This window comes from Methylophaga sp. UBA2012 (assembly GCF_002335235.1).
In the GTDB taxonomy this organism is placed as follows: Bacteria; Pseudomonadota; Gammaproteobacteria; order Nitrosococcales; family Methylophagaceae; genus Methylophaga; species Methylophaga thalassica.
In genome coordinates, this window is sequence record NZ_DDCG01000002.1 from 60,803 (window position 1) to 73,979 (window position 13,177).

Consider the following 13,177-nt stretch of genomic DNA (forward strand, 5'->3'; position numbering starts at 1 on the left):
ATGAATCAGGCTAAGCAAGAGGCAGATGCTTCCAACCAATTGAAAAGTGAATTTTTGGCCAATATGAGTCATGAAATTCGTACACCTATGAATGCCATTATTGGGTTTACCGAACTGCTTTATGAGCAGGTCAAAGACAACAAGATAAAATCCTATGTAAAAACCATTCAGTCTGCCGGCAATGATTTAATGTTATTAATAAATGACATTCTCGATTTATCCAAAATTGAGGCGGGAAAATTAGAGATTAATTACGCAGCGACAAACCCGCACGTCTTATTTGAAGAGTTATCCCATATTTTCAGTGTGCCTTTGAGAAATAAAGGCGTAGAGCTGGTATTAGAAGTAGATGCAGAAATTCCACAAAGTCTGATGTTAGACGTGGTTCGACTGCGCCAGGTATTGCTCAACTTATTAGGAAACGCCGTTAAATTTACTGAGTCAGGGCGAATAACCATGCGGGCACGTGTCGATAATAAAAATAATATCGGCAGTAAATTAGGGCTGCGTATCGATGTGGAAGATACCGGTCTTGGTATTCCAGAAGATCAATTAGACCGAATTTTTGAAGACTTTAATCAAACAGTAGGTCAGGATACCGCCAAGTTTGGTGGCACGGGGTTGGGATTATCGATTTGCAGTCGTCTCATTAAACTGATGGGTGGGACGCTTACCGTCAAGAGTCAATTGGGCAAAGGGTCGATATTTACTGTGCACTTGGATAATGTCGTTGTGGCAGCGATTGCTGCTGAAACAACATTGAATAATTACAGCGAGCCGACATTGCCGGTTTTTGCTCCGGCAACCATTCTTGTGGTTGATGATATTGAAGATAACCGGCGCTTGGTGGCTGAGAGTTTCTCTACTTCTGCACTGAAAATTATTGAGGCCGAAAATGGTAAAGAAGGGGTTGAAGCGATGAAACATCATCCTATTGATTTAGTGTTGATGGATTTACGTATGCCCGTGATGGATGGTTATCAGGCGGCAGAAAAAATTAAGGCAGAATTTGATATCCCGGTCATTGCGCTCACAGCCTCTGTGATGAAGGATGATTTTGATCGTCTCAAATCAGAGCATTTTGATGCGCATATCCGTAAGCCAGTCAAAAAGGCCGAACTCTACCATAAGCTGGCCGAATTCTTAGTGCATGAACAGCCTAGTGATTCAGACATGGCTCACGCTAATGATCAGATGCCCGTCTTATCGAAATATGAAATTAGTGTATTACCGACTATTCTCGGCTTTATGGAGAGCAAAATGCCGATTTGGAAGATGGTCAAAGAAAGCAATAATATGAGTGAAATTAAACGTTTTGCATCGGACCTGAACCAAGTCGCAGATAAAGAGAAATTCACACCTTTAGCCAATTATGCCCAGCAACTTCTGGATAAAGTAGAAGTATTCGATATTCAGGGCATGACGGACTTATTGTCCGATTATCCCTTCCTATATAAGCGCTTAAGTCAGTCTGATTAGTATTTCTGGGCTCTCAGTTTAGCTACTTCTGCTCCGGAGACGTCGCCAGCCCGTAATCTGATTTCGGTGATCAACTGCCAGAAACGTTTCAGAAGAACTTGATTACCTGAGGATAACGACACGCCCTTTAAGGCGACTTGTTCTGCTAAGTCATAATCTTCCAGACTCATATGCGTCTGAGCTAAAGAATAATAGACTTTAGGATCCCTTGGGGCAATACGTTGTGCTCGTTGTAAGTTATTCTGCGCACTTCTTAAGTCACCACTGACTCTTGCTTGCTCAGCCCTGTCCAGTAAAGCAATAACAGCAGGGTTTTGTTTTTGTGGCAACTGAGCTTGCGGTGGTGGCGCTTGGTGTGAAGGGATAGATTGTCCAGGAATGGCTTCTTCCACAGGCGGATAGGCATGAGTTTCAGGCGTTGGCTGTTGAGGAGGCAGGTTACTACGATCATCAACTGGTGGTTGTGAGGGTTGATAAGGCGATGTTGTACAGGCAGCAAGCACACTTAGCATAAGCCCCGTTACAAAAAAACGTGATACATAATTTGTCATTGTTATACCTTATTAGAACCAGTCTTTGATCCAGTTCAATGAACGTGTCACTGGGTTAGATGATTCATCTGGTTTTGTCATACATTCGGATGCTTCAGTCGGTTCTGATCCAGAAATAAAGGGTAGCAGCCTTGCACCTTCGCAGTTTTCAGCAGACAGTAAACCGGTTTCAGCGTTTATCCATAGCCATTTTATATCGTCTGGTAACGGTGCCTCAAATGATTCAAGCGGCTGAGTTTTCATAAAGCTCTTCCAGACTCTGAGTGCACCACCGGAACCGGTAAACGGCAAGGGTGAATTATCATCCAGGCCTAGCCAGACGACGGCTAAACGATTGTTACTAAATCCTGCAAACCAACTGTCGCGCTGGTCATCGGTGGTTCCTGTCTTTCCGGCTGTATTGATACTGCTCGGTAATACGGAATAAATGCTGGCAGCAGTACCGCTGTGAGTGACTTCCTGCATGGCGGTTTGAATTAGATAAACATCATCAGCATCAATAGTTTGACGTAGCTGGAATGGATAGCTGGATAATGCTTCGCCCTGACTATCTGTCACCGTGCGAATCGCTCGTACAGGTGTCTGGAAACCATTGGCAGCAATCGTTTGATACATGGTCGCTACTTCGAGGGGGGATAGTCCTTGTGCGCCAAGTAAAAGAGAGGGGTAAGCATCTAACTGACGTTTAATACCCAGCCGATTTAATGTGTTAATCACTTCTTTTAAGCCAACCTCCATACCAAGGCGAACAGTTGCAATATTATAAGAATGGGCTAAGGCATCAATCAGCATGACCTGTTGGTGTGATTGTTTGCTGAAGTTTTGTGGTTTCCATGTTTGCCCATTAGGCAGTTTCACCGTCAAGCTTGAGTCATCAACAATACTGGCCAGCGTTTTGCCATGCTCTAATGCGGTTAAATATACTGCGGGTTTTACTAGGGAGCCGATTGGGCGAAGCGAGTCTAATGCGCGGTTAAATCCTTTGTAACGGGTGTTTTTATCACCAATAACCGCAAGTACTTCACCCGTTTGTGGATCCGTGACTACCATACTGCCCTGCAATGGTTTCAGTTTGGCGCCATAGCTTTGTTGCAAAGTGTTGATGGTTTGTTTGAGTGACGTTTCAGCATGGCTTTGAGTGATGGGATCCAGGCTGGTGTAAACACGTAAACCTTCGGAATTCAGATCTTCATCACGGTAGTCACGACGAAGTTGTCGTTTTACTAAATCCAGAAACGCCGGGTAGGCTTCTTTTAATAAGGTACCTTTTTTGACGACATCAAGATCCGCATTGATAGCTTGCTGATATTGTTGCTGGGTGATTTTCCCCTGCTCAAACAACACTTGTAATACCAGGTTACGTCTTTTTTTCGCTCGTTCAGGGTGACGTCTTGGATCATAATAAGAGGGCCCCTTAACTAGTCCAGCCAGTAGCGCTAACTGATGCAATTTCAGTTCTTGTAGGGGTTGAGCAAAAAAGTAATGTGCTCCTAAACCAAAACCATGAATGGCTCGGGAGCCATCCTGTCCCAGATAGACCTCATTTAAATAAGCTTCGAGAATTTCATCTTTGCCATAATGAAGTTCTAATAACAAAGCCATGGGAATTTCGAGGAGTTTTCTGACAAGGCTGCGATCCGAGGTCAGATAAAAGTTTTTGATCAATTGCTGAGTTAACGTACTGCCACCTTGCACAAAACCACCGGCTTTAATATTAGCAACCATCGCACGAGCAATGCCTTTAGGCGATATACCGTGGTGCTGATAAAAATCCCGGTCTTCTATCGCGATCAAGGCTTCGGTCAGCATCGGCGGCGCATCTTTCAGCTGGATAAGATCCCGATCTTCGTTATTTAAGGGATAGATACCACCGATGAGTACGGGTTCAAGCCGAACCAACGGCACATCCTGCCCCTGGTAATCTCTCAATTGTGTTAGGCCTTGGCCATCAAAATCGAGAATCAGTTTTCTTGCCGGCTCCATACCGTCACTGAAGCGGAATCCCCGAGTTGCAATAATGGCTTTTGATGTCGAAAATGCGGCTTGCCCCGGTTGGGCTGCTTTGTTGGTAAACTGATAACCCAAGCCTCTCAGCTCGATTTTTAAGTCAGCAATCGATATTGGCGCACCCGCATATAGTTCCAGTGGACGTGCATACACCTTGGCAGGAACCGCCCAACGTTTGCCTTCAAACTGGCTACGGATTTGAGCATCAAGAAACAGCGTTAACAAACCGAGCAGAACGAGGATCGTAAAAGCGATCTTGAGTAAGCTTGAGCGACTGATGAAACCAGTTTGTTTTTTTCTTCGGGAGCTTGTTTTTTTTGAGCGTGTACGTTTTTTAGCGGGCGTTTTCTTTTGAGCCATGAGATTCTCAGCTTAGGATACGAGCCTGTTCAGGCGGTAATTCAATAACAACATTAAAACATGATGTTGGCATTAAGTGATAACAGTCCTCCTTAATATGCGGCGTTCAGCGGAAACGAATCGTTAAAACGCGCAGCAGTGAAAATTGTCAGAGGTCTGATCCTGTTTGTAGATAAATCAGGGCAATGGAAACCGATACGCTTGTGCTCTAAGTCATTACTTTTTTTACAGTTCGTCAAAACAGGCACGCCTAAAAAGCGCTAACAGCTTGATTTCGCATTATGCAATTTGTCTGGTAATATGCAGAACTCCAAAAGAGTTTCATGCGTAGTTTTTCACCTGAAACGACAAAAGTACAACTGTAGCGAGCGTTTATGGCTTTAGAGACACCAGTCTGTGAATTTGGTTTGCCTGCTGTGGATTTTTCTCTGCCAGGAACAGACGGTAAAATTTGGACATTAGATGAGTGTCGTGGTGAAAATGGACTATTAGTGATGTTCATTTGTAACCATTGTCCGTACGTACAAGCGATCATGGATCGACTTGTCCGTGATACGAATGCGCTGAAAGAGTTGGGCGTTAACTCTGTCGCCATTATGTCTAATGATGTGAATGACTATCCAGAAGATGCTTTCGATAATATGAAACGCGTTGCTGAACAGCAGCAGTTTTCATTTCCTTATTTGTATGACGAAACACAACAGGTTGCCCAGGCTTATGGTGCAGTCTGCACGCCCGATTTTTTTGGTTATAACGGTGATTTGCAACTACAATATCGCGGTCGTTTAGATGCCAGTAAAAAACAAGCAGCGGCATCTGATGTCAGACGAGATTTGTTTGAAGCAATGAAACAAGTGGCAGAAACAGGCCACGGCCCAGAAAATCAAATACCTAGTATGGGTTGCTCGATCAAATGGCGGGCAGCTTAATTTTTTTTAATAGGAGAATGTAGATAATGGCTACACGTAGACATTTAGCTAATGCTATCCGTGCGCTGAGCATGGACGCAGTACAAAAGGCGAACTCGGGTCACCCCGGCGCGCCTATGGGTATGGCAGATATTGCCGAAGTGTTATGGAATGACCATTTAAAACACAACCCAAACAACCCAAATTGGGCTGATCGTGACCGTTTCATCCTATCTAATGGTCACGGTTCTATGTTGATTTATTCATTGTTGCACTTGTCAGGTTATGACTTGCCAATGGATTCAATCAAAACATTCCGCCAATTACATTCACAATGTGCGGGTCACCCTGAATACGGTTATGCACCAGGTGTTGAAACAACAACAGGTCCATTAGGCCAAGGTATCACCAACGGTGTTGGTTTTGCGATGGCTGAAAAACTGATGGCTGACCAATTCAACAAACCAGGTCATGACATCGTTAACCACCACACCTATGTATTCATGGGCGACGGTTGTTTGATGGAAGGTGTTTCTCATGAAGCATGTGCACTTGCGGGTACATGGGGTCTGGGTAACCTGATCGCATTCTGGGATGACAACAATATCTCTATCGACGGTCATATTGATGGCTGGTACACAGATGACACTGCTAAACGTTTCGAAGCTTACGGCTGGCACGTTCAATCAGTTGATGGTCATGACGCTGATGCGATCAACGCAGCTATTGAAGCAGCGAAAAAAGTCACTGACAAACCTTCACTGATCTGCTGTAAAACCATCATCGGTTTCGGTTCACCAAACAAATCAGCTAGCCATGATTGCCACGGTGCTGCATTAGGTGAAGAAGAAGTTGCATTAACTCGTAAAGAGCTAGGTTGGGACTACGAACCTTTTGTTATTCCTGAAGACGTTTATGCAGGTTGGGATGCAAAAGCAAAAGGTGATGCTGCTGAAGCTGAATGGAACAAAAAGTTCGACGCTTATGCTGCTGAATACCCAGAATTAGCTGCTGAATTTAAACGCCGCATGGCAGGTGAATTACCCGCTGACTGGAAACAATTCACAGATAAAATGATCGCTGATTTCAACGATAAAGCAGAAAGCGTTGCTTCACGTAAAGCATCACAAAACGTTATCACTGCTTTAGCGCCTGAATTACCAGAATTTATCGGTGGTTCTGCTGACTTAACAGGTTCTAACCTGACAAGCTGCTCAAGCTTCAAACATGTTTCTGGTAAAGAGCCAGGTAACTACATTTCATACGGTGTTCGTGAGTTTGGTATGTATGCCATCATGAATGGTATGGCTCTGCACGGTGGTTTACTGCCTTACGGTGGTACGTTCCACATGTTCTCTGACTATGCTAAGTCTGCTTTACGTATGGCGGCATTGATGAAGCAACGCACAATTGCTATCTTGACTCATGACTCTATCGGTCAGGGTGAAGACGGTCCTACTCACCAACCAATCGAAAACACAGCAGGTCTGCGTTACATTCCTAACATGGATGTATGGCGTCCTTCTGATGAAACTGAAGTTGCTGTGGCTTGGGTTGCTGCCGTTGAACGTAAAGATGGTCCTTCAAGCTTAGTATTAAGCCGTCAAGGTATCCCAGGCCGTAAACATGACACTGCTGACTTCGAAGCTATCCGTAAAGGTGCTTATGTATTGTCTGAAGCAGAAGGTGGCGCAGCTGATGTCATCATCATCGCGACAGGTTCTGAAGTTGACTTAGCGGTTAAAGCACAAGAAGAACTGAAAGCTGACGGTGTGAAAGCACGCGTTGTTTCTATGCCTTCAACTAATGTGTTTGATCGTCAAGACCAAGCTTACAAAGACAGCGTGTTAACACCTGGTGTTAAACGTGTATCTGTTGAAGCGGGTGTGACTGATTTCTGGCGCAAATATGTTGGCCTGGAAGGTGGTGTTGTTGGTATCGATACATTTGGTGAATCTGCGCCAGGTGGTGTATTGATGAAACACTTCGGCTTCACAGTTGAAAATGTTGTTAAGACAGTTAAATCAGTGCTGTAATGATTGCTGATTTAAATTAAGTAGTAATTGAGTTGAACCAGTGGGCATTTGCTCACTGGTTTTTCTCTCTCTAAAGCTCGAAAGTCTAATAAGTGAGATTTCAGACTGAGATTTCAGTTCTTAGACAGACGGATATAGTGATAGGGGATTAAGCATGACGATTAGAGTCGGTATTAACGGTTTTGGCCGCATTGGTCGCATGGCATTTCGTGCAGCCATCAAAGATTTTACAGATATTGAAGTGGTAGCTATCAATGATTTGTTAGATCCCGAATATCTGGCTTATATGCTCAAATACGATTCTGTGCATGGCCGCTTCCATGGTGAAGTGGAAGTCAGAGATGGCAATCTGGTGGTGAATGGCAAAACTATCCGCATTACCGCTGAGCGTAACCCTGCAGATTTGAAATGGGATGAAGTCGGTGCGGATTTGGTTATCGAATGTACGGGCTTTTTCCTGACCGAAGAAAGCTGTCAGGCGCACATCGATGCTGGCGCCAAAAAAGTGGTGCAGTCTGCGCCTTCAAAAGATCACACACCAATGTTTGTCTATGGTGTGAATCATAAAGATTACGACGGTCAGGCGATTGTTTCTGCCGCATCATGCACGACCAATGCATTAGCGCCTGTCGCTAAAGTCTTGCATGACAGCTTTGGTATCAAACGTGGATTAATGACTACGGTACATGCTGCCACCGCAACACAAAAAACCGTGGATGGCCCTTCAATGAAAGATTGGCGTGGTGGTCGCGGCATTTTGGAAAATATTATTCCATCATCTACCGGTGCGGCGAAAGCGGTTGGTAAAGTCTTACCTGATTTGAATGGCAAGTTAACCGGTATGGCTTTCCGCGTGCCAACATCGGATGTTTCGGTGGTTGATCTGACGGTTGAGCTAGACAAAGATGCGACATATGAAGATATCTGCACAGCGATGAAAGCCGCTTCTACATCAGAGTTAAAAGATGTACTGGGTTATACCGAAGAAAGCGTGGTATCAACGGATTTTCGTGGTAACACAGCCCCTTCAAACTTTGATGCCGGTGCTGGAATCGCATTGGATAAGACCTTTGTTAAAGTGGTTGCGTGGTATGACAATGAATATGGCTATACCTGCAATATGATGCGTCTAGTGCAGCACGTTGGTCGTTAATTCATTCATTTATCAATAAAAACGTTAAGGCTTTCTGGATTCAGGAAGCCTTTTTTTATGGTCAAACTAATTTAGAACGTTATACTTTGTGATGGAGATCACAAGTTTAATTATTCACGAGGAAAATCATCATGTCTGTAATCAAGATGGCTGATCTGGATTTGGCGGGTAAGCGTGTACTGATTCGCCAAGATCTTAATGTGCCACTGAAAAAAGGTGTTGTTGCTGATGGCACCCGTATTCATGCTTCATTGCCCACTATAGAAATGGCATTAAAAGCAGGTGCAAAGGTCATGATCATGTCGCATCTTGGCAGACCAACTGAAGGTGAGTATGAGCATCAGTACTCGCTGGCCCCTGTTGCTAATTATTTATCAGCCTTATTGGATCAACCGGTCAGGCTTGAGCAAAACTGGCTAGAACCAGAATTTATACCCGTTGAAGCGGGTGAAGTCGTCTTGTGTGAAAACGTGCGTTTTAACATCGGTGAAAAAGCCAACGATGATGCGTTATCTCGTCGTATGGCCAAGTTGTGTGATGTGTTTGTAATGGATGCCTTTGGCACAGCTCATCGTGCTCAGGCGTCGACGCATGGCGTAGCTAAATACGCACCGATTGCATGTGCCGGTCCACTATTGGCAACAGAATTAGAAGCATTGGCGAAAGCATTGGATAACCCGGCAAGGCCGCTAGTCGCGATTGTAGGTGGCTCAAAGGTATCCACCAAGTTGACGGTGCTGGAATCGTTATCTAAAAAAGTGGATCAACTGATTGTCGGTGGTGGGATAGCCAACACTTTTATTGCGGCAGAGGGTCACCAAGTCGGTAATTCGCTTTATGAAGAAGACTTAATTGATACCTGTAAAAAACTAAGAGCGGAAGCTCAGGCTCGTGGTGGGGATATTCCGGTACCAGTTGATGTCGTATGTGGTAAGCATTTTGCTGAAAATGCGGAAGCTGAAGTCAAAAAAGTGACTGATATCGTTGCCGATGACATGATTTTTGATATTGGTCCAAAATCGGCCGCCGCTTTAACAGAAATTTTAAAAAACGCTGGTACGATTGTCTGGAATGGTCCGGTCGGCGTGTTTGAATTTAATCAGTTTGGCGAAGGCACGAAAGAAGTCGCGATGGCGATTGCTGAGTCTGATGCATTTTCTATTGCTGGTGGTGGTGATACATTAGCGGCAGTGTCTAAATATAAAATTTGTGATGACATTTCTTATATTTCAACGGGTGGTGGCGCATTTCTCGAGTTTCTTGAAGGTAAAAAATTACCGGCTGTAGATATTTTGGAGCAACGCGCCGCACAAGCATAAAGGAGTTTCATGTGACGGCCATAAGACGAACAAAAATTGTTGCGACTTTAGGGCCGGCCACACAAAGCCCGCAAGTATTGGATGCGATGATCGCAGCCGGCATGAATGTGGTCAGGCTTAACTTCTCTCATGGTGAGCCTGACACCCACATTGCGCTGGCAGAGCTGGTCAGAGAACGTGCTCGTTTGCAAAATAAACAGGTTGGCATTCTGGCTGACCTTCAGGGACCCAAAATTCGTATCTCCCGCTTTAAACAAGGCTCGGTTGTGCTTGAAGAAGGCGCGTATTTCATTCTGGATGCCCAGCTTGGTAGAGACGAGGGTGATGAAAAGCAAGTGGGCATTGACTATAAAGCGCTTCCTCGTGATGTCAAAGCGAAAGACACCTTGCTCCTTGATGATGGCAGGATTGTATTGCGTGTGGATAAAGTCGATACGCATAAAATCTATACGACGGTAAGTTTCGGTGGTGTTCTCTCCAATAACAAAGGCATTAACCGTCTTGGTGGTGGACTATCTGCCAAAGCCCTTACCGATAAAGATAAACAGGATATTAAAACGGCTGCCAGCATGCAGGCAGACTATCTCGCTGTGTCATTCCCTCGTTCGGCTGATGATATCCATCAGGCAAGGCAGTTATTACGCGATGCTGGCGGTTATGGTGCCATTGTGGCAAAAATTGAACGTGCAGAAGCGGTAGAAGCTATTGATGAGATCATCTCAGCTACCGATGCGATTATGGTCGCACGTGGCGATTTGGGCGTGGAGATGGGGGATGCGGCATTACCGCCTATTCAAAAACGTATCATTGGGCTGGCTCGTAAAAAGAACTGCCTGACCATTACAGCCACCCAGATGATGGAATCAATGATCATGAATCCGATTCCGACCCGGGCTGAAGTGTTTGATGTGGCCAATGCTGTGCTGGATGGCACCGATGCGGTGATGTTATCCGGGGAAACGGCGATTGGTAAAAATCCAATAAAAACCATAGCGGCTGTTGACCGTGTTTGTCTGCAAGCAGAACTGGAACGTGAAATACGAGTATCGCGACACCGGATAGACTCGCATTTTGAACGGATGGATGAAGCCATCGCTATGGCTGCTATGTATACTGCCAACCATCTGGATGTAAAAGCCATTGCAGCGTTGACGGACTCAGGTGCAACCACGTTGTGGATGTCCAGAATTAGTTCAGGTATTCCTATCTTTGCACTTACACCCCATGAAAAAACAGCACGGAAAGTGACCTTATACAGAGGCGTTTATCCGCTTAAGTTTGATGTAGAACATCATGATCATGCGCTGATGAATAAAGAGATGGTAGATGAGCTTGTCCGCCGTGGTGTTGTATCTGATGGTGATATCGTCATTATCACTAAAGGCGATCTTGAAATTCAGGGCAGCACCAATACCATGAAAATTGTCAAAGTCGGTGATATGGCTGAACCCAGACAGATAGACTAAACACAGAATATGAATTTTTCTTTACAGGAGGCTTTATGGCCCTGATTACGTTGCGACAATTATTAGACTATGCAGCTGAACATGATTTTGCTGTTCCGGCATTCAATGTCAGTAATATGGAGCAAGTACATGCCATTATGCAGGCAGCAGACAAGGTAGACAGCCCTGTGATCATGCAGGCCAGTGCGGGTGCCAGAAAATACGCTGGTGAGCCATTTTTACGGCATATGGTCCTTGCAGCAGTTGAAGAGTATCCGCATATTCCAGTGGTTTTACATCAGGATCATGGCGCTAGCCCGGCTATCTGCATTCGTTCGATTCAGTCAGGATTTACTTCGGTGATGATGGATGGATCATTACGAGAAGACATGAAAACACCCTCTGATTTTGACTATAACGTGCAGGTGACAAAAAACGTTAGTGACATTGCCCATGCATGCGGTGTTTCCGTGGAGGGGGAGTTAGGCTGCCTGGGCTCTTTAGAGACCGGTATGATGGGGGAAGAAGATGGTCATGGTGCTGAATCTGCCTTAGATCATAGTCAACTATTGACCGATCCTGATGAGGCAGTGGAGTTCGTGAATTTAACGCAGGTCGATGCCTTAGCCGTTGCCATAGGCACCAGTCATGGCGCCTATAAATTTACACAACCACCAACAGGTGATGTGCTGGCGATTAGCCACTTAAAAACCTTGCAACAAAAACTGCCTGATACCCATTTTGTGATGCATGGTTCAAGCTCAGTACCGCAGGATTGGTTGAAAATTATCAATACACATGGTGGTGATATTGGCCAAACCTATGGGGTGCCTGTAGAAGAAATTGTTGAAGGCATTCAATATGGTGTACGTAAGGTCAACATTGATACCGATTTACGCATGGCTTCAACGGGTGCTATTCGTCAGTTTTTGACTGATGAGAAGAATAAAGCGGAATTTGATCCACGGAAATTTTTCAAAGCAGCGACGCAGGCGATGCAAACGATTTGTGAAGCGCGTTATCAGGCATTTGGTAGCGCAGGACATGCCAGAAAGATCGTGCCTGTTTCATTAGCTAAAATGGTTGAAAGATATTAGTTTGGGTCGATAACAGTTTGTTTGTCAGTGATTTTCAGCTGCTCAGACTTATCTATGATTGAATGTTATTTTCCTCATTAAACAATCAGTTGCGAGCCTTGTGCCAGAATACGGTAAACTACCTGTTTTTTAGCAGGGAATATCGTTCGTGCATCAAATAATTGCTATTGCCGCCGGCGGTGCAGTGGGTGCCGTACTCAGGTTTGTTGTTTCCAACGGCATCTATCGTGTTTTAGGGCGAGACTTTCCCTACGGCACATTGGCTGTTAATGTGCTCGGTTCTTTATTGATGGGATTTCTGTTTATCATCTTTATCGAGAGAGAGTTGGGTATGACAGAATGGCGCTCTGCCATTTTAATCGGTTTACTTGGCGCGTTTACGACGTTTTCGACATTTTCTATGGAAACTATTGCTCTGCTGGAAGCCGGTGATGTCACGAGAGCCATGCTAAATATATTTCTTAGCGTTTTGCTCTGTCTGACGGCTACATGGATAGGTCTAAGCCTGGGGAGACAGTTATGAGTCGGTTCGAAGTCACGATGGTTCGTGTATACCTTGCTGAGGGGCGGGATCATAGTAATCGCGTTATAGAGTTACTTGAAACATTAGATATTAAAGGCTTTACCGTATTTCGTGGCATTGCTGGTTTTGGTGCTGAACAAAAGTTGCATAAAGCGTCACTATTGGATTTATCACCTGAATTACCATTGGTGATCGAGTTTTTTGATGTTCCACATAAAGTGGAAAAAATTATTACACAGCTGGAAAGTATGGTTAAGCCGGATCATATTGTGAGCTGGACTGCACAATCTGGAAAATAA

Annotated in this window: 11 protein-coding genes; 9 read left to right on the top strand and 2 right to left on the bottom strand. The window is 44.7% G+C overall.

Annotated elements, in window-relative coordinates; all coding sequences use genetic code 11:
• Nucleotides 1–1,479 (top strand): ATP-binding protein (locus B2248_RS02005; protein WP_286721986.1); only part of this gene is annotated, 1,479 nt, incomplete at its 5' end.
• On the opposite strand, the gene B2248_RS02010 is transcribed toward B2248_RS02005, so the two are convergent.
• Both B2248_RS02010 and mrcB read right to left on the bottom strand, forming a co-directional pair.
• Entirely contained in the window at nucleotides 1,476–2,030 is a 555-nt protein-coding gene (locus tag B2248_RS02010) for a tetratricopeptide repeat protein (RefSeq protein ID WP_007144429.1), read from the bottom strand. The two genes, B2248_RS02005 and B2248_RS02010, sit on opposite strands and share 4 nt — an antisense overlap.
• A gap of 12 nt (nucleotides 2,031–2,042) precedes the next feature.
• The gene (mrcB, locus tag B2248_RS02015) at nucleotides 2,043–4,397 is read right to left on the bottom strand and encodes a penicillin-binding protein 1B (protein ID WP_273183010.1); all 2,355 of its coding nucleotides are present in this window, start codon (nucleotides 4,395–4,397) and stop codon (nucleotides 2,043–2,045) included.
• A 374-nt stretch (nucleotides 4,398–4,771) separates the two neighbouring features.
• On the opposite strand from mrcB, the gene B2248_RS02020 reads away from it, so the two are divergent.
• From B2248_RS02020 to B2248_RS02055, 8 genes are all read left to right on the top strand, one after another.
• Entirely contained in the window at nucleotides 4,772–5,326 is a 555-nt protein-coding gene (locus tag B2248_RS02020; protein ID WP_007144432.1) for a thioredoxin family protein, read from the top strand.
• A 26-nt stretch (nucleotides 5,327–5,352) separates the two neighbouring features.
• A complete protein-coding gene (gene tkt, locus B2248_RS02025; protein ID WP_007144433.1) occupies nucleotides 5,353–7,341 on the top strand; it encodes a transketolase in 1,989 nt (662 codons plus the stop codon).
• A gap of 154 nt (nucleotides 7,342–7,495) precedes the next feature.
• Entirely contained in the window at nucleotides 7,496–8,494 is a 999-nt protein-coding gene (gene gap, locus B2248_RS02030; RefSeq protein WP_273183013.1) for a type I glyceraldehyde-3-phosphate dehydrogenase, read from the top strand.
• A 131-nt stretch (nucleotides 8,495–8,625) separates the two neighbouring features.
• Nucleotides 8,626–9,813 carry a phosphoglycerate kinase gene (locus tag B2248_RS02035; protein ID WP_273183015.1) on the top strand — a complete coding sequence of 396 codons (1,188 nt, stop codon included), beginning with the start codon at nucleotides 8,626–8,628 and terminating at the stop codon, nucleotides 9,811–9,813.
• 11 nt (nucleotides 9,814–9,824) lie between these two features.
• The gene (pyk, locus tag B2248_RS02040) at nucleotides 9,825–11,279 is read left to right on the top strand and encodes a pyruvate kinase (RefSeq protein ID WP_273183017.1); all 1,455 of its coding nucleotides are present in this window, start codon (nucleotides 9,825–9,827) and stop codon (nucleotides 11,277–11,279) included.
• Nucleotides 11,280–11,314: 35 nt separating this feature from the next.
• Nucleotides 11,315–12,355 carry a class II fructose-bisphosphate aldolase gene (fba, locus tag B2248_RS02045; protein WP_273183019.1) on the top strand — a complete coding sequence of 347 codons (1,041 nt, stop codon included), beginning with the start codon at nucleotides 11,315–11,317 and terminating at the stop codon, nucleotides 12,353–12,355.
• A gap of 148 nt (nucleotides 12,356–12,503) precedes the next feature.
• A complete protein-coding gene (gene crcB / locus B2248_RS02050; protein WP_273183021.1) occupies nucleotides 12,504–12,878 on the top strand; it encodes a fluoride efflux transporter CrcB in 375 nt (124 codons plus the stop codon).
• Nucleotides 12,875–13,177: a DUF190 domain-containing protein gene (locus tag B2248_RS02055; protein WP_273183023.1), complete on the top strand. Its 303-nt coding sequence runs from the start codon at nucleotides 12,875–12,877 to the stop codon at nucleotides 13,175–13,177. Before crcB ends, B2248_RS02055 begins: the two co-directional genes overlap by 4 nt.